The organism is Actinacidiphila rubida, assembly GCF_900110255.1.
Lineage (GTDB): Bacteria > Actinomycetota > Actinomycetes > Streptomycetales > Streptomycetaceae > Actinacidiphila > Actinacidiphila rubida.
This window is the reverse complement of record NZ_FODD01000053.1, coordinates 1-17,276: the sequence shown is the minus strand read 5'-3', so window position 1 is coordinate 17,276 and position 17,276 is coordinate 1. Positions and strand designations below refer to the sequence as shown.

14 protein-coding genes are annotated in these 17,276 nt (G+C 74.0%); 8 read left to right on the top strand and 6 right to left on the bottom strand.

Translation table 11 applies throughout. From position 1 onward, the window contains the following. The first annotated feature begins 343 nt into the window (after positions 1 to 343). From BMW99_RS34385 to BMW99_RS34375, 3 genes are all read left to right on the top strand, one after another. A complete protein-coding gene (locus tag BMW99_RS34385; RefSeq protein WP_079176283.1) occupies positions 344 to 2,452 on the top strand; it encodes a glycosyl hydrolase family 28-related protein in 2,109 nt (702 codons plus the stop codon). 160 nt (positions 2,453 to 2,612) lie between these two features. Continuing rightward, complete coding sequence (locus BMW99_RS34380) at positions 2,613 to 4,055, top strand: glycosyltransferase family 87 protein (protein ID WP_245791746.1); 1,443 nt, start codon at positions 2,613 to 2,615, stop codon at positions 4,053 to 4,055. A gap of 159 nt (positions 4,056 to 4,214) precedes the next feature. Beyond that, positions 4,215 to 5,357 carry a cystathionine gamma-synthase gene (locus BMW99_RS34375; protein ID WP_075018168.1) on the top strand — a complete coding sequence of 381 codons (1,143 nt, stop codon included), beginning with the start codon at positions 4,215 to 4,217 and terminating at the stop codon, positions 5,355 to 5,357. A 72-nt stretch (positions 5,358 to 5,429) separates the two neighbouring features. Here the strand turns inward: BMW99_RS34375 and BMW99_RS34370 are convergent, their stop codons facing one another. The 3 genes from BMW99_RS34370 to BMW99_RS34360 are packed head-to-tail and all read right to left on the bottom strand — an operon-like array spanning position 5,430 to position 6,941. Next, positions 5,430 to 5,696: a hypothetical protein gene (locus BMW99_RS34370; protein ID WP_075018167.1), complete on the bottom strand. Its 267-nt coding sequence runs from the start codon at positions 5,694 to 5,696 to the stop codon at positions 5,430 to 5,432. After that, positions 5,693 to 6,319, bottom strand: a complete 627-nt coding sequence (locus BMW99_RS34365) for a sigma factor-like helix-turn-helix DNA-binding protein (RefSeq protein ID WP_075018166.1) — start codon at positions 6,317 to 6,319, stop codon at positions 5,693 to 5,695. Before BMW99_RS34365 ends, BMW99_RS34370 begins: the two co-directional genes overlap by 4 nt. 31 nt (positions 6,320 to 6,350) lie before the next feature. Further along, complete coding sequence (locus BMW99_RS34360) at positions 6,351 to 6,941, bottom strand: MarR family winged helix-turn-helix transcriptional regulator (RefSeq protein ID WP_079138907.1); 591 nt, start codon at positions 6,939 to 6,941, stop codon at positions 6,351 to 6,353. Between the two features lie 262 nt (positions 6,942 to 7,203). Between BMW99_RS34360 and ilvA the strand changes: the two genes are divergently transcribed. The 3 genes from ilvA to BMW99_RS34345 all read left to right on the top strand — a co-directional run bounded on the left by ilvA (position 7,204) and on the right by BMW99_RS34345 (position 10,517). Further along, on the top strand, positions 7,204 to 8,424 hold the full coding sequence (gene ilvA, locus BMW99_RS34355) for a threonine ammonia-lyase (RefSeq protein ID WP_069466501.1): 1,221 nt from the start codon (positions 7,204 to 7,206) through the stop codon (positions 8,422 to 8,424). Between the two features lie 207 nt (positions 8,425 to 8,631). Next, a complete protein-coding gene (locus BMW99_RS34350; protein WP_069466500.1) occupies positions 8,632 to 9,666 on the top strand; it encodes an ATP-binding cassette domain-containing protein in 1,035 nt (344 codons plus the stop codon). A 56-nt stretch (positions 9,667 to 9,722) separates the two neighbouring features. Further along, positions 9,723 to 10,517: an ABC transporter permease gene (locus tag BMW99_RS34345; protein ID WP_069466502.1), complete on the top strand. Its 795-nt coding sequence runs from the start codon at positions 9,723 to 9,725 to the stop codon at positions 10,515 to 10,517. A 249-nt stretch (positions 10,518 to 10,766) separates the two neighbouring features. Here the strand turns inward: BMW99_RS34345 and greA are convergent, their stop codons facing one another. Continuing rightward, positions 10,767 to 11,264: a transcription elongation factor GreA gene (gene greA / locus BMW99_RS34340; RefSeq protein WP_069466499.1), complete on the bottom strand. Its 498-nt coding sequence runs from the start codon at positions 11,262 to 11,264 to the stop codon at positions 10,767 to 10,769. A gap of 263 nt (positions 11,265 to 11,527) precedes the next feature. Beyond that, entirely contained in the window at positions 11,528 to 11,968 is a 441-nt protein-coding gene (locus tag BMW99_RS34335) for a DUF4307 domain-containing protein (RefSeq protein ID WP_069466498.1), read from the bottom strand. 117 nt (positions 11,969 to 12,085) lie between these two features. On the opposite strand from BMW99_RS34335, the gene mca reads away from it, so the two are divergent. Both mca and BMW99_RS34325 read left to right on the top strand, forming a co-directional pair. Continuing rightward, positions 12,086 to 12,958, top strand: a complete 873-nt coding sequence (mca, locus tag BMW99_RS34330) for a mycothiol conjugate amidase Mca (protein WP_075018165.1) — start codon at positions 12,086 to 12,088, stop codon at positions 12,956 to 12,958. A gap of 6 nt (positions 12,959 to 12,964) precedes the next feature. Continuing rightward, on the top strand, positions 12,965 to 13,207 hold the full coding sequence (locus BMW99_RS34325) for a hypothetical protein (RefSeq protein ID WP_069466496.1): 243 nt from the start codon (positions 12,965 to 12,967) through the stop codon (positions 13,205 to 13,207). 111 nt (positions 13,208 to 13,318) lie between these two features. Here the strand turns inward: BMW99_RS34325 and BMW99_RS34320 are convergent, their stop codons facing one another. Beyond that, entirely contained in the window at positions 13,319 to 16,819 is a 3,501-nt protein-coding gene (locus BMW99_RS34320; protein ID WP_075018164.1) for a tetratricopeptide repeat protein, read from the bottom strand. Positions 16,820 to 17,276: the final 457 nt, after the last annotated feature.

Here is a 17,276-nt window from a genome sequence, read left to right as displayed (position 1 = left end):
ATGCCTCTGCCCCTTCCCGGCCGTCGACCCGGTCGGTTGACCGCCTGTCCGGCGTCGCGTTCGGCACTCGTCCCCAACCGGCCATCCTGCCCCCTGCCGTCCCCGGCCGTCCGGTCGGTTTCCCGCCGCCGGCACGGCGACCCGCAGGCCGGGGACCTCCGCGCGCTCGGGGCTCGCGGGACGTCGCTCCTGCAATCGGCGGATCAGTCGACGCAAGAATCACACAAGTACGTGCAGCTCAACGCCAAAGGTCCGAAATCTTCGTGCAGGAACCTTGTCGGGGGCTCCGGGCGGGCCCTACTGTCGCCTCACCTCGATGGGATCCGACAGAAACGAGCTTGCGATGTCACGGAGCATCACCGGTGCCGCGCTTGGTCGGGGCGGCCAGACCGGCCCGGCCGGCCAGGACGGCCGGCCGCGGCGAAGAACCGCGGCGGGCGCGGCGCGGCTCAGGGCGGCCGGCGCGGTCACGGCCTTCACGCTCGGGCTCGGCGTCCTGAGCGGCGGGAGCGCGCTGGCCGGCCCGGGCGCCGCCACGGCGGCGGGCCCGGTCGTGACGCGGGCCGGACTCGACCCGGCACTGGTCGCCGGGCGCGGCGCCGACGTCGGCTTCGCCGAGCAGGAGGCCGAGAACGCGGTCACCGACGGCACGGTCATCGGCCCCGGCCGGGACGCCTACACCCTCCCCGCGGAGGCGTCCGGCCGCAGCGCGGTCACCCTGCGGCCCGGCCAGTACGTCGAGTTCACCCTGCCCAGCGCGGCCAACGCGATCAACGTCCGCTACAGCATCCCGGACGCGCCGGCCGGCGGCGGCATCACCTCGCCGCTGGCCGTCACGGTCGACGGCGGGCGCCGCACCACCATGACGCTCACCTCGCAGTACGCCTGGCTCTACAACCTCTATCCGTTCTCCAACGACCCCACCGCCGACATCTCGCACCCCGACTGGTGGGTCACCGAGTGCGGCTGCGTGCCGCAGGACACCACGCCCACCCCGGTGTTCGCCAAGCCGTTCCGCCCCAACCACTTCTACGACGAGCAGCGGCTGCTGCTCGGCCGTACCTACCGGGCCGGCCAGAAAGTGCGGCTGACCGTGCCGGCCGGCGCCGCGACCACCACCGTCGACCTGCTGGACTCCCAGCTCGTCGCGCCGCCCAAGGTCGACCTGGTGGCCGCGAACGTGCTGGCGTTCGGCGCCGACCCGACCGGCCGCCGCGACTCCGCGGACGCCATCGACCGGGCCATCGCCTTCGCCCACCGCACGCACCTGAAGGTGTACATCCCGCCGGGCACGTACCAGGTGAACCGGCACATCGTCGTCGACGACGTGACCATCGAGGGCGCCGGCAACTGGTACACGATCATCAAGGGCCACCAGGTGGACCTGGCCACCCCGGCACCCGACGGCAGCGTCCACACCGGAGTCGGCTTCTACGGCAAGGACGCCTCGGCGGGCGGCAGTTCGCACGTCCACCTGTCCGGCTTCGCCATCGAGGGCGACGTCCGCGAGCGGATCGACACCGACCAGGTCAACGGCATCGGCGGCGCGCTGTCGGACTCCACCGTCGAGGGCCTGTACATCCAGCACACCAAGGTCGGCATGTGGTTCGACGGCCCCATGTCGAACCTGCGGATCAGCGGCAACACGATCGTCGACCAGATCGCCGACGGCATCAACTTCCACACCGGCGTGACCGATTCGACGGTCTCCGGCAACTTCCTGCGCAACACCGGGGACGACGCGCTGGCGATGTGGTCGGAGAAGGCCGAGGACGCCCGCGACACCTTCGACCACAACACCGTGCAGACACCGGTCCTCGCCAACGGCATCGCGATCTACGGCGGCACCGACAACACGGTGTCGGGCAACCTGGTCGCCGACCCGATCCGCGAGGGCAGCGGCCTGCAGGTCGGCTCCCGTTTCGGCTCGCAGGCGTTCACCGGCCACCTGTGGATCACCGGCAACACCACGGTCAGGGCCGGGACCTACGAGCTCAACTGGAAGATCGGGCTCGGCGCGATCTGGTTCTACGCGCTGGAGCGGAACATCGACGCGGACATCCAGGTGACCGGCGACGACTTCCTCGACAACACCTACAACGCGATCATGCTGGTCTCCGACTTCCCGGTGAAGGACCTGTACTCCATCACCAACGTGCACTTCAAGGACATCCGGGTGGACGGCACCGGCACCTCGGTGCTCAGCGCCCGCAGCGCCGGCGGCGCGACGTTCGAGAACGTCGACGCCCGCAACGTCGGCGCGGTCGGGGTCAACAACTGCGGCTCGTTCCACTTCACGCCCGCGGGCTCGGAGTTCGCGGTGACCGATCTCGGCGGCAACGACGGCGGCGGCACCACCGGCCCCTGGCTGGCGCCCTGGGAACTGCCCAACACCATCACCTGCGACGACCGTCCCGCGGTCGTCCCGCCGCCCGCGCCCTCGGCGTGGTGACACGCGGCACCTGGTGCCGCATCTGAGGGGGGAACGGGGGACCGGCCGCCCGGGACGACCGTCCCGGGCGGCCGGTGCCATGTCGTGCCCGCGGCCGCGCCGCGCCTGCTGCTACGTTCGCCGCATACAGCGGCAGAACGGGAGCAACCATGACAAACGGTTGCCCGGCGCGCCCATGAACGGCGCCGGCGGTGGTGACGGTCGCGGGGTCGCCGGGCGCGGCTCCGGTGCCGGGGCCGGTCGCGGACGTGACCGTGTCCTCGGCCTCGGCCCCGGTCTCGGCCGCGAACTCGTGCGCGGCCCCCAGCGGGGACGGCGACCCGGCGGTCAACGGGACGCGGGCGAGGAGCGGCAGGGGCCCGGCGTCGACGCGCCCGGCGCCTGGCTGCGCGCCCGTGCCTCGCTGCCCGCCCAGGGCGCGGCCCTGCTGCTCCTGGTGCTGACCGTGACGGAGATCGCGAGTTCGGCGGCCAACGGCCTCGACAACCGCGTGCTGGTCACGGCGGGCCGCGCCTTGCTCGACGGGCGTTCGCCGTACGCCGACAAGCGCCTGCTGTACCTGCCGAGCAGCGTCCCGCTGGCCGTCCCCGAGGCCGAACTCGGCGCCCGGGTCCTCCAGGTGCTGGTCCCCGTCGTCACCGCGCTGGCGATCCTGGCCGGCTGGCGGGCGGCGCTGCGGATCTTCGACGTGGGCCTGCGCAGCAGGCTCGGCGTCGCGGTCGCCGGCGGGCTCGCCTACTTCGCGCCGTTCCGCAGCGAAGTGGGGCTCGGCAACTGGACGGTGGCGTCGGTGCTGGCGCTGCCCGTCGCCCTCGGCCTGGCCGCCCGCAACCGGTGGACGGCGGCCGCCGCCGTGATCGGCGCGGCGATCGCCTGCAAGCCGATGCTGCTGCCGGTGGCACTGCTGTTCGTGTTCGCCCGCAGATGGCGGGCGCTCGCGGTGCTCGCCGGCATCCCCCTGGCGGCGTCCGCGCTCGCCGCGCTGCTCATCCCGCGGCCCGGCCTGCTCGTCACCAAGACCCTGCCGTTCCTGCTGCACGGCCAGGACGCGTTCGCCCGCCCCTACGACGCGTCGCTCGGCACCGTCCTGCCGCGGGCCGGGGTGCCGCACCTGCCCGCGGTCCTGATCGCCGCCGCGCTGGCCGCGGCGGGTGTGGCGGCGGCCTGGATCCGCTGGCGGCGCGGCGGCGACGGCCGGCTGCGCCTGGTGGAGACGGCGAGCATGCTCATGCTGGCCACCTTCGTACTGTCCCGGCCCGCGTTCCTCCACTACGTCCTGGTGGTCCTGCCGGTCCTGCTGGCCTCGCTGCCGCTGCGCGGCGCGGTGCCGCGGTCGCCCTGGTTCTGGATCGTCCTGCTCCCCCAGAACGGCGCGCTCCTCGTCCCCGCCCTGGAGTCCCTCCAGCGCCGCGCCTTCCGCGACGCCGTGATGCTCACCGGCCTCTGCCTCGTCCTGACCGCGCACTGCCTGCGGCGTCCCGCCCCCGCGCCGCCCGACGCCGCCGGCTGCCCGGCCGCCCGCGCCGCACACCCCCTGCCGACGGGCCCGCCCGGCGCGGCCGGTCCGGCCGGCCCGGGCGCCCCGGCCGGCCGTTCGCACTGACCCCGGCACCGCCAGGCGACGCCCCGGGCCGGGCGCCGGGCCCCTGACCAGGTCAGGGCCCGCGGTGCCGTGGCGAGCGGTGCGGGACAGGGTCAACGCGCCGACGGCGGGCGGGTGGCGGGCCGTCGAAGGGGGGCCGGAGACGGATACGCTCGCGCCATGAGCGAAGAGCACTTCGAGACGCTGGCGATCCACGCCGGACAGCCGGCCGACGCCACGACAGGCGCCGTCGTGACGCCGATCTACCAGGTGTCCACGTACAAGCAGGACGGCGTCGGCGGCCTGCGCGGCGGCTACGAGTACAGCCGCTCCGCCAACCCGACCAGGACCGCGCTGGAGGAGAACCTCGCCGCGCTGGAGGGCGGCCGCCGCGGCCTGGCCTTCGCCAGCGGCCTGGCCGCCGAGGACTGCCTGCTGCGCACGCTGCTGGCGCCGGGCGACCACGTGGTCATCCCCAACGACGCCTACGGCGGCACCTTCCGGCTGTTCGCGAAGGTCGTGGAGCGGTGGGGCGTGGAGTGGTCGGTGGCCGACACCTCCGACGTGCAGGCGGTCAGGGACGCGCTGCGCCCGCAGACCAAGCTGATCTGGGTGGAGACGCCGTCCAACCCGCTGCTCGGCATCACCGACATCGCGGCGCTGGCCGGCGTGGCCCGGCAGGCCGGTGTGCGCCTGGTGGTCGACAACACCTTCGCCAGCCCCTACCTCCAGCAGCCGCTCGCGCTCGGCGCGGACGTCGTCGTGCACTCGCTGACGAAGTACATGGGCGGGCACTCGGACGTCGTCGGCGGCGCGCTGGTCAGCGCCGACGCCGAGCTGGGCGAGCAACTGGCCTACCACCAGAACGCGATGGGCGCGGTGGCCGGGCCGTTCGACGCATGGCTGGTGATGCGCGGCGTGAAGACCCTCGCGGTCCGCATGGACCGGCACTGCGAGAACGCCGGGCGGATCGCCGAGATGCTCACCCGCCACGCCGCCGTGACGCAGGTGTACTACCCCGGCCTGGACACCCACCCCGGGCACGAGGTCGCCGCCAAGCAGATGAAGGCGTTCGGCGGCATGGTCTCGTTCCGGGTGGCCGGCGGCGAGGAGGCGGCGGTGCGGGTCTGCGACCGGGCGCGGCTGTTCACCCTCGGTGAGTCGCTCGGCGGCGTCGAGTCGCTGATCGAGCACCCGGGCCGCATGACGCACGCCTCCGTCGCCGGTTCCGCGCTGGAGGTCCCCGCCGACCTGGTCCGCCTGTCGGTCGGCATCGAGGCGGTCGACGACCTTCTCGCCGACCTCACCCAGGCCCTCGGCTGAGCCCACCGATCCCCGGCTGACCACCCGGTCAGCCGGACCGAGGCGGGCCCGGGAACCCGGGCCCGTGGGGCGTCAGTCGGGGCCGTTGGGCGACCACCAGGTGCCGTCGTTCGGCACCGGCGGCGTGGAGTGCGGCCAGTTCAGCACCGTGAGCACGATCCCGGCGATCACCGCGGCGGCGAGCAGCGCCCAGAGCACGCTGTGCTCGATCCTGCGGCGGTGCACGATGCGCCGGCCGCGCAGCATCGCCCGCGCGGCGAGGTCCACGGGCACGGCCGGGTGCGGGGTGTCGAGCAGGCGCCGCACCTCCTCGTCGCGCCGGTTCGGCAGCCGGCTCACGGCGTGCCCTCGTAACGGTGCGACCCGCCCGGTGCGGCGACCGCCGGGTCCCGGTCCGCGCCGGGCGGCGGCGCATCCGCGGCCCCCGTGCCGGACGGCGGCGCGGCCGCCGGCGCCGAGGCGCCCGGCCCGGCGCCGGTCCGCTCCCCGCGGCCCGCGGCCGCGGCCCGCGCCTCGGTCACCGAGCGCGCGGCGGGCCGGGCCGGCCGGCTGCGCAGCGTCGCCGTGGCCCGCGAGCAGATCGCCCGCACCCGATCCGCCGGCAGGCCGAGCTGCGCGGCCGTCTGCTCCTCCGCGACGCCCTCGAAGTACCGCAGCGTGACCACGAGGCGTTCCTGGCCGCTGAGGCTGTCCAGCTCCCCGCCGCGCGGCCGCTTCCACCAGGGGCGGTGGTGGAAGCGGCGCACCAGCTCGCTCCTGGCCTGCTCGTACGGGTCGTCCGCGCGCATGCGGAACCAGTCGGCGTAGACCCGGGCGAGCACGGTGGTCAGCAGACGTTCGGCGGCGGCGGGGTCGCCGGTCAGCAAGGTGGCGGTATGCAGCAGTCGGCCCCCCGCGCCGGCGGTGAACGCCGCGAACTCGGCGTCCCGTCGGCTGTCCGCTACCGTCCGGCGTCTGCCCACGCCGCCATGGGACGGCAACCTCGCGTTCAGGTCAACCCCCTTGGGTGTCTCCCGCGGCGCCCGCCACCGCACCGGTGCCGGCCGGTTCGCGGACGCCCTCGCCCAGGGACGCGCCGTCGGCCGCACCAGGCACGCCGTCCGTCTCGTCACGCTGCCCGAGTCCCGCGTGCCACTCGGCGAGCGCGGTGTTGAAGCGGGCCAGCAGGCCGGTGAAGACCTCCCGCTCCTGCGTCGTCCAGTCCTCCGTCACCTGCGCCATCAGGCGGCGGCGCGAGTCGCGCACCTCCTCCAGCCGGCTGCGGCCGCGCGGCGACAGCGCCAGCACCACCGCCCGGCCGTCCTCCGGGTGCGAGGTCCGCTTGACCAGGCCGGTGTCGACCAGCGGCGCCACCTGCCGGGTCACCGTGGAGGAGTCGATGCCCATGGCCTCCGCGAGCGCCTTGACGCCCATCGGGCCCTCCCGGTCGAGCCGGTTGAGGAGCAGATAGGCGGCGCGGTCCATCGAGTTGCGGGCCTTGCCGACGCCGCCCAGCCGGGTCTGTTCCGCGCGGCGGGCGAAGAGGGCGACCTGGTGCTGGAGGCGCTCGAAAAGGTCGGTCGAGGACTCCGGAGGGTTGGACATGGCCTTGAAGCTCGCGATCTGTCGGCCCTGCTGTAGGGGCGGGATGGCGGAAAAGATGCGAGAAGAGTACGCGGCCCGCATGACGTCGGGACCCTTCCCGCGCAAACCCGGAGAGGGTCCCGGCGGGACCCGGCGCGGTGGTCGGTGGCGCTCCCTCCATGGTCCCGCCGCGGCCGTCCGGCCGCCTGTTCGGGCGGTACCCGAAGACGCCCTGGTGAGCGCCCCGGGCGTGGCGCGCCGTGGGAGCTGACAGACTTGCCCCATGGACGGAACGGCGCCCCTGTCGGTCACCCTCGACGACGTGCGAGGCGCGCACAAAATGCTCTCCGGCGTAGCCCGGGTCACCACCATGGAGGGCTCCCGGCACCTGTCGTCGCTGGTCGGGGCACCCGTGCACCTCAAGTGCGAGAACCTCCAGCGGACCGGATCGTTCAAGATCCGCGGCGCGTACGTGAGGATCTCCGGCCTGCGCCCCGAGGAGCGCGCGGCCGGCGTGGTCGCGGCCAGCGCCGGCAACCACGCGCAGGGCGTGGCGCTCGCGGCCTCCCTGCTCGGCGTCCACTCCACGGTCTTCATGCCGGTGGGCGCCCCGCTGCCGAAGGTCGCCGCGACCCGCGACTACGGCGCCGAGGTCCGCATGACCGGCACCGTCGTCGACGAGACGCTGCACGCGGCGCGGGAGTACGCGGAGGAGACCGGGGCGGTGTTCATCCACCCCTTCGACCACCCGGACGTCATCGCCGGGCAGGGCACCGTGGGTCTGGAGATCCTGGAGCAGTGCCCGGAGGTGCGCACCGTCGTCGTGGGCATCGGCGGCGGCGGGCTCGCGGCCGGGGTGGCGGTCGCGGTGAAGGCGCTGCGGCCCGAGGTGCGGATCGTCGGCGTGCAGGCGGCCGGCGCGGCCGCGTACCCGCCGTCGCTGACGGCCGGGCGCCCGGTGGCGCTGGACGCGGTGGCCACGATGGCCGACGGCATCATGGTCGGCCGGCCCGGCGACGTGCCGTTCGCCCTGATCAGGGAACTGGTCGACGACGTCGTGACGGTCACCGAGGACCAGCTGTCCTCGGCGCTGCTGCTGTGCCTGGAACGCGCCAAGCTGGTCGTGGAGCCGGCCGGCGCCAGCTCGGTGGCGGCGCTGCTGGCGCGGCCGGACGCCTTCGAGGGCCCCATCGTGGCGGTGCTGTCCGGCGGCAACGTCGACCCGCTGCTGATGCAGCGGATCCTGCGGCACGGCATGTCCGCGGCGGGCCGCTACCTGTCGCTGCGGCTGCTGCTCACCGACCGGCCGGGCGCGCTGGCCACGCTTCTGGGGGTGCTGTCAGTGGTGGACGCTAACGTGACGGACATCAGCCATGTGCGGACCGATCCCCGGCTGGGGCTCACCGAGGCCGAGGTCGAGCTGCACCTGGAGACCAAGGGTCCCGACCACTGCGCGGCGGTCGCCACCGCCCTGCGGGACGCCGGTTACACGGTGCTCGCCTGACGCACCCGCGCAAACCGGTTGACGCGATATATCGCGTCTGGCATTCTCGCGTTCCATCGTGAGAGTGCCGTTCCGCGGATTCCCGTGGGCGGTTCCGCGCGGGACGGCACGGCCGATGAGTTTCGCGGCGGCGGCCGGTCACACAAGCGGCAGAAAGCAAGCACACAGCAGCATCCGACACAGCACCCACCGACAGGAGCGAAGAACATGCCGGGCGCCATCTACGCCGAGGGTCTCGTGAAGACCTTCGGCGACGTCAGGGCACTGGGGGGAGTGGATCTCGACGTGCCGGAGGGCACCGTCCTCGGCCTGCTCGGCCCCAACGGCGCTGGGAAGACCACCGCCGTGCGCGTCCTGACCACCCTTCTGCAACCCGACAGCGGCACGGCCGTCGTCGCGGGCATCGACGTGCTCAAGCATCCCAACGAGGTCAGGCGGCACATCGGCCTGTCCGGCCAGTTCGCCGCGGTCGACGAGTACCTGACCGGCCGCGAGAACCTGCAGATGGTCGGCCAGCTCTACCAGTTGGGGGCCAAGGACGCCCGCCGCCGGGCGGACGAACTGCTGGAGCGCTTCCACCTCGCCGACGCCGCCGACCGCACCGCCAAGACGTACTCCGGCGGCATGCGGCGCCGGCTCGACCTGGCCGCCGCACTCGTCGTCAGCCCGCCCGTGATGTTCATGGACGAGCCGACCACCGGCCTCGACCCGAGGAACCGGCAGGCGCTGTGGGAGGTCATCCAGGAACTGGTCGCCGGCGGCACCACCCTGCTGCTGACCACGCAGTACCTGGAGGAGGCCGACCACCTCGCGCACGACATCTGCGTGATCGACCACGGGCTGGTCATCGCCCGCGGCACCTCCGACGAGCTCAAGGCGCAGACCGGCGGCGAGCGCGTCGAGGTCGTCGTGCACGACCGCGAGCGCATCGAGGAGTCCGCCCGCGTGCTGGCCCGCTACGGCCAGGACGAGGCCAAGATCGAGCAGCACACCCGCAAGATCACCGTCCCCGTCACCGGCGGCGCCAAGCTGCTCGCGGAGGTCATCCGCGACCTGGACGCGCAGGGCATCGAGATCGACGACATCGGTCTGCGCCGCCCGACCCTGGACGACGTGTTCATCTCCCTCACCGGCCACGCGGCCGAGGTCGCCGAGGGCACCGAGGACGACGGGAGCGCGGCCGGCGTCCCGGCCGACGCGAAGAAGAACGCGAAGAAGAAGCAGAAGGAGGCCGTCAAGTGAGTGCCGCCACCGACTCCCCGTCGGTCACCCTGGCGCCCGTCGCCCGCGGCGGTGTGATGCAGTCCGCGCACGACTCCCTGGTCGTGGCCAAGCGGAACCTGCTGCGGATGATGCGGATTCCCGAGGTCGTCATTTTCGGGCTCATCCAGCCGATCATGTTCGTGGTGCTGTTCAGCTACGTCTTCGGCGGATCCGTGGCGGTCGGAGGATCCCTCAGCACGAGCGACTACCGCAACTTCCTGATGGCCGGCATCTTCGCGCAGACCGTCACCTTCGCCACCGCCGGAGCCGGCGCGGGCATCGCGGACGACATGCACAAGGGCCTCATCGACCGCTTCCGGTCGCTGCCGATGTCCCGCGGCGCGGTGCTCACCGGCCGCACCCTGGCCGACCTCGTGCAGACCGCGCTGACCGTCGTCGTGCTGGCCGTCGTCGGCGTGCTCGTCGGCTGGCGCGTGCACAACGGCATCCCGAAGATGTTCGCGGCGTTCGCGCTGCTGCTGCTCCTGGGCTACGCGTTCTCCTGGATCGGCGCGCTCATCGGCCTGTCCGTGCGCACCCCCGAGGCGGCCACCTCCGGCGGCCTGATCTGGCTCTTCCCGGTCACGTTCGTCTCCAACGCGTTCGTCAGCCCGGAGAACATGACGCCGTGGCTGCGGCACGTGGCCGAGTGGAACCCCTTCAGCGCCACCGTCCAGGCCTGCCGGGTGCTCTTCGGCAACCCCGGCGTCGTCCAGTCCAACGCCTGGCCCATGGAGCACCCCGTCTGGGCCTCCCTGGCCTGGTCCGTCGTCATCGTCGCCGTCTTCCGCACCTGGGCGGTCCGCAAGTACCGCTCGGCGACTGCCTGATCCGCCGCCCTCTCGCCTCCGGGCGCTCCGACCCGCTGTCGACGGTCGATCGTGCTCGGCCCCTCGTTCCTCGGGGCCTCCGCGCGTTCTTCCTTTCGACAGCGGCGCGCCCTTTGGCTCGAGGGCTACATCGGTGGAGGGCGGACGAGACGACGAACGCGACAGCCCCTGCGCGCCGATGAGGCGGGCAGGGGCTGCTGTGCGTGCTCTGCGGCCCGGCCCGGAGAGGCGAGCGGGCGGGCCCGAAGATCAGCCGGTGTAGGGCTTGACCTCGAGGATCTTCACCGTGGCCGACTTGCCGTTGGGCAGCTCGTACGTGGCGTCCTCGCCGATGCGGCGGCCGTTCACGCCGCTGCCGAGGGGCGACTGCGGGGAGTACGTCTCCATGTCGGCGCCCACGCCCTCGCGGGAGCCCAGCAGGAACGTCATCGTGTCGTCCGGGTCGCCGTCGAAGGCGATGGTGACGACCATGCCCGGGGACACCGTGCCGTCGTCCGCCGGGGCCTCGCCCACCTTGGCGGTCTCCAGGATCTGGTTGAGCTGGCGGATACGCAGCTCGAGCTTGCCCTGGTCCTCGCGCGCCGCGTGGTAACCGGCGTTCTCCTTGAGATCGCCTTCCTGGCGGGCTTCCTCGATCTTGGCGACGATCTCGGCGCGTGCGGGACCAGACAGGTGCTCCAGCTCTGCCCTGAGCTGGTCGTACGCCGCCTGGGTGAGCCAGGTGACGTTGTCGCTGGTCTGGGTCACAGGTGCTCCTCGTCGGTACTGTCGTGCGGTGTGAATGTCCGGCGGACCCTCCGCGGACTTTTCGCCGCCGCGTGAACGAATGCGGCCGGCGGATCGTCCCCGCCAGCCGACGTACGAGTACGTGCCCGGTGAACAATTGCATTGCCACCGGCTGACGGGACGAAACCACGAGCCTAACAATTCCCGGCCCGGGACGGGAGTGAAGGAGGCGCTGCGCGGCGACCGGCCCCTCACTCGGGGTAACGGCCGGCCGGTCGCGCCGGTCAGCGCGACGCGGTGCTGCAGCCCACCAGCTCGCCGGTGGTCCCGCGGGCGGTGGTGCGCACCGTCACCACGGTGTCGACCTGCCCGGCGTGCTGGGTGAGCCGCACGTCCTTGCGGCCGACCTCGTTGTGGTCGGCGTCCTCCGAGCGCAGCGTGCACACCACGGCGGAGCCGGCGTCCTTGTGGACCTCCAGGTGGATCTCGACCGCCTGGTCGGACACCGCCTTGAACGCCACGACCTGGGCGCTGACGGGACTGTCCGCGATGCTGCGCCAGCCGTACCAGCCGATGCCGACGGCGACGAGCACGCCGAGCACCAGGGCGACGCGGCGCAGCGTCCGGTCGGCGCGGGCGTCCGCGTCGCGGTCGAAGCGGCGGTCGCCGCTGCCGTAGCGCCCCTCAGGAGGGGAGGCGGGCGGCTCGGACTGCACGGCCGTCATGATCGTTCCTCCCGATCGGGGGCCACGGAATTATTCGCCCCCGCACTCGGTCACTATAGAAGGCGCCCTTCCCGCCGACGGAGGGGGATCGACAACGGGAGACTTGAGGTTTCTGCCTTGACTGAGCAGCTGCGACTGATGGCCGTCCACGCCCACCCCGACGACGAGTCGAGCAAGGGCGCGGCCACCATGGCCAAGTACGTGTCCGAGGGGGTGGACGTACTGGTGGCGACCTGCACCGGAGGCGAGCGTGGCTCGGTGCTCAACCCCAAGCTCCAGGGTGACCCCTACATCGAGGAGCACATCCACGAGGTGCGGGCCCGCGAGATGGACGAGGCCCGTCAGATCCTCGGCGTCCGCCAGGCCTGGCTCGGCTTCGTCGACTCCGGCCTGCCCGAGGGCGACCCGCTGCCTCCGCTGCCCGAGGGGTGCTTCGCCCTGCAGGACGTGGACCACGCGGCCGGCGCGCTGGTGCGGCTCATCCGCGAGTTCCGGCCGCACGTGATCACCACGTACGACGAGAACGGCGGGTACCCCCACCCCGACCACATCATGACCCACAAGATCTCCATGGTGGCCTTCGAGGCCGCCGGCGACCCGACGCGGTTCCCCGAGGCCGGCGCGCCCTGGACGCCGCTGAAGCTCTACTACAACCAGGGCTTCAACAAGCAGCGCACGATCGCGCTGCACGAGGCGCTGCTGGCCCGCGGCCTGGAGTCGCCGTACGGGGAGTGGCTCAAGCGCTGGGAGGAGTTCGCCCGCCCGGATCGCAGCATCACCACCCACGTGCCGTGCGCGGAGTTCTTCGAGATCCGCGACAAGGCGCTGCTCGCGCACGCCACGCAGATCGACCCGGACGGCGGCTGGTTCCGCGTCCCGATGGACCTCCAGCGCGAGGTGTGGCCGACGGAGGACTACGAGCTGGCGCAGACCCGCGTCGACGTGTCGCTGCCGGAGGACGACCTCTTTGCGGGCATCCGCGGGGCCTAGGGGACAATGGGGGGCGTGACTCAGACCCACGCCCTCCACCAGCTCGTTCCGCTCGCCGCCGAGCTGGACGACAACAAGGTGACGCCCGGGCTCCTCGGCTTCGTGATCTTCGCCGTCATGGCCGTCGGGCTGTACATGCTCATGAAGAACATGGGCAAGCAGATGAAGAAGATCGACTTCGAGGAGCAGAAGGCGCCGCAGGCGGCCGCCCCGCGCGAGCCGTCGGACGCCAAGCCGCCGCAGGCGTGACGGGCGGGGGCCGGCGGCTCGCACCGAGCGGCCGTGACCCCGCCTGTCGCGTACCGCCGGTCCGGCCGGCGTGCTGACGGCACGACCTGACGGCACGACCTCCGGACGGGGCTAGCCGTCCGCGTCCGGCAGTGCCAGGATCATCCGCGCCGAGCGGCCCGGCGTCATGCCCAGCCGCCAGGCGTCCCACGGCCCTCCCGGCACCACGCTGCCCTGGTCCAGCAGCAGCCCGTACGCCGTCGCGTACTCCTGGAGGTCCGGGTCCCGGCTCGGGTGCGACTCCGCGGCCAGCGCCCGCATCGTCTCGCGGGCCTCACCGACCACCTCCTGCGGATACGACGTCCCCGTCGACCCCGCGCTCCCCAGGTCCGCGGCCAGCAGCGGCAGCAGCGTCGCCCGCAGGAACTCCGACCAGTCCCGGCCGCGCACGTCGCCGAGCGCGGTGAACAGCTCCGACGCCTCCTGGAGCAGCCCCAGGGCCTCCAGCAGCCGCCCGTTGCCGGCGTCGATGACCGCCAGCTCCACGCACGACCACGCCTCGCCGTCCGCCACGCCGATCCGCCGGAAGTCCTGCCGCGCGTCCTGCAGCAACTGGCGCGCGAAGCCGGAGTTGCGCAGGTTCCCGGTGCGCGCCGCCCGCAGGTCGCGGGTCACCCGCGCCGAGTGGTGCCGGGCGCACGCCAGCCCGTAGACGTCCCGCATGCGGGAGAACATGGTGCGCGCGCGCTCCAGGGTGCGCAGCGCGGTGTCGATGTCGCCGCTCTCCTCCAGCGCCTGGCCCAGGTAGTACAGCGTCCACGCCTCGCCGCGGGCGTCGTCGTTGCCGCGGTGCCGCTGCACCGCCTCGTCCAGGTCGCGGGCCGCCTCGTGCGTCTCGCCGCGCAGCAGCCGGGCCCGTGCCAGCTGCGTGAGCGTCCACGCCGAACCGCGCGGGTCGCGCGCCAGCGCGTACGACTGGCCGGCCGCCCGCAGTTCCGCCTCGCCCTCCTCGACGCGGCCCAGCCGCAGGTACGACTGGCCGAGCTGCAGATGCGCCCACGCCTCGCCCTGCACGCTCTCGTTGGCCCGGTGCAGCCGCAGCGAGGCGTGCAGCAGTTCCAGCGCCTCGCCGAGCCGGCCCAGATCGCGCAGCACCGCACCCAGCGCGTGCAGCGTCCAGGCCCGGTCTTCGTCCAGCTCCGCCGAGGTGCCCTGGATCGCCAGCGCCTCGCGCAGCTTCGCCTCGGCCTCCCGCAGGTTGCCCTGGTGGTGGAGGGTGATGCCCAGGCTGTTGAGCGCCCGCGCGGCGCCCGCCGGGTGCTGCGCCTCGAAGTACAGGTCCACCACCGACGTCAGCGTGGAGCGGGCCTTGTCCAGCTCGCCGAGCTGCCGGGCCGCGATGCCGGTGCGCCACTGCACCGAGCGGACCAGCACCGAGCGGTCCTCGCCCGGCCGCCCCGGCCCCCGGTCCTTCGCCTGCCGGGCCTGCGCCATCTCGCTGATCTCGCCCAGCCGGTACAGGTCGCCGCGCAGCAGGCAGTAGTCGCACAGCGCGCCCAGCAGTGCCTGCACGGCCGCCCCGTCCACGCCCTCCGCGTCGCGCAGCGCGCCGGTGATGAAGCTGGACTCCTCGTCCAGCCAGCGCAGCGCCAGCTCCAGCGACGCGAAGCCGTGCTGCCCGAACCGGCCGGCGCGGGTCGACGTCCTGCCCTCCACCAGCCGGATCACGGTGTTCGCCAGGTCCGCGTAGGAGCGGATCAGCCGCTCGTGCGCGGCCGCCCGCTCCACCGGGTCCTCCTCGTCCAGCAGCCGCTCGCCGGCGAACCGCCGGACCAGCTCGTGGGGGCGGTAGCGGCTGCCGCGGACGTTCTCGATCAGCCCGGCCGCGGCCAGTTCGGCCAGCCGCCGGTCCGCCTCCTGCTCGTCGGTGGCCAGCAGCGCGGCCGCCGCGGCCGCGCCGAAGCTGGCGCGGCCGGCCAGGGCCAGGCGGCGCAGCAGCCGCCGGTCGGGCTCCGCCAGGTCGTGGTAGCGCAGCGCCAGCACCCGGTCGACGGGGGCCTGCGGTCCGAACACCTCGATGTCGGCGGCCAGCCGGGTCGCGCTGCCGTGGTCGCGCAGCGCCGCACCGGCGATCCGCAGCGCGATCGGCAGGCCCGCGCACAGTTCCCGCAGCCGCTCGGTCTCGGCCGGGCGCGGGCCCTGCACCCCCGCGTCGTCGGCGAGCGCGTCGAGCAGCGCGAAGGTGTCGTCCGCGCCGAGCGCGCCGACCTCGAGGGTGTGCGTCCACTCGGCGGGCAGCCCCAGGTCGAAGGGCTCGCGCGCGATGACGAGCACCAGCGACTCCGAGCGCTCCGGCACCGCCGCCCGCACCTGCTCGGCGCTCGTCGCCTCGTCCAGCACGATCACCACCGGGACGTCGGTGAGGTGCTGCTGGTACTGCTCGGCCAGCCGGCGCAGGTGCTGGCCGCCGTCCTGCCGGTCCTGCCGCTCCCGGAACAGCAGCTGGTCGCGCGGCGCGCCGAGCCGGTTCAGCAGGTGCAGCAGCGCGTCCCGGGCCGGCAGCGGTGCGTCCGCACCCCTCAGGTCCACCACGCAGGCGCCGCGGAACTGGTCCTTCAACTGCTGCGTGGCGCGCACCGCCAGGGTCGTGCGGCCGCTGCCTGCCGGGCCGTGCAGCAGCACCACCGTGGGCCGCACGCCGGTGGACGCGCGAGCCTGGTGCACCCACTGGGCGATCTGCGCGAGGTGCGCGCGGCGGCCGGTGAACGGCCCCCGCAGCTCGGGGAGATGGCCGAAGGACTGGTCGAGCACGGCGCGGGTGCGGGCCGCGGCGCTGCGGTCGCCCGAGCGCCGGGGCGCGGGAATCGCGCCGGCCCCCGGGACGGTGCCCGAGGCCGCGGCCTTGCGCGGCGCCGGGGGCCGGGCGGCGGCTCCGTCCGTGCGTGCCGGGGCCGCGTGACCCTCCTCCGGCCGCGGCGCTTCCGGCGGGGCGGTGTCCGCCCCTGCCGTGCCGGCCGAGGGGGAACCGTCCGCGGACCGCCGTGACCCCGCCGCCGCGGACGGGTCCGTCGCCTGCGCGGGGGCGCCGGACGCCGCCGCGTGCTCGGTCTCCAGGAACGGCCGGATGCCGCGCCGCTCCACCGCGGCCAGCCACAGCAGCCGCGCCTGTGCGGGGCCGCCGGGCGCGTTCGCCGCCTCCCTGGCGGCCTTGCCGGAGGCGCCGCGGCCCGACGTCACGCTCTGCATCGCGGCGCCGGCCACGCCCACGGCCGCTCCGGTCACCAGCGCGGCGCCCGGCGACAGCCCGAAGCCCAGGTCCGTGCCGAAGGCCACGGCCGCCGAGACGCCCGCCGCGAGCCCGATCGCGCCCGCCGAACGCGAGGGAGTGCCGGGGCGCCCGGCCGCCGAGGCCAGCGCGCGGCGGTACGCCGCGTACTCGTCGGCCGCGGCCCCGGCGATCTCCGCCAGCCGCTCCCGGCCGAGCGCGAGCAGCGCGGCGTCCGCGTCGGCGGCCGTGGTCTCCGTGGCCGTGCCGGGTCCGTCCGGCGTCCGCCGTCCGGCCACGGCCCGCTCCAGCAGCCGCTCCACCTCCCCGCGGTCCGCCGCCCGCAGCGCGATCCGTGACTCCGGCACATGCCCTCCCGCTGGACGGTCGACAACCCTGGGGTGTGTTGGTGCCCGCCTCGACCTGACGTCAAGCACCCGAACGAGTGTGGATCCGGTGGATCCCCGGCGCCCGGCGTTTCCACCAATTCCTCGCGGGGCGCGGGGGGTTCGTGCGGGGTGCCCCCGGGGCGTGTCGGCCGTCCACCGGCCGGTGGGTGTTCTCGGCCGACGGGGTGCCCCCGGGGCTTGTCGGCCGTCCACCGGCCGGTGGGTGTTCTCGGCCGACGGGGTGCCCCCGGGGCTTGTCGGCCGTCCACCGGCCGGTGGGTGGGTTCGGCTTCCGGGGTGCCCCCGGGGCTTGTTCGGCCGTGTGCCGCGCCGTCGTGGCTTGTCGCGCAGTTCCCCGCGCCCCTGATATGCGTGCCCTTTGTCCGTGGGGTCGGGGGCGCTCCGGAAGCGTCTCCTCGGAAATGTGCATACGGGT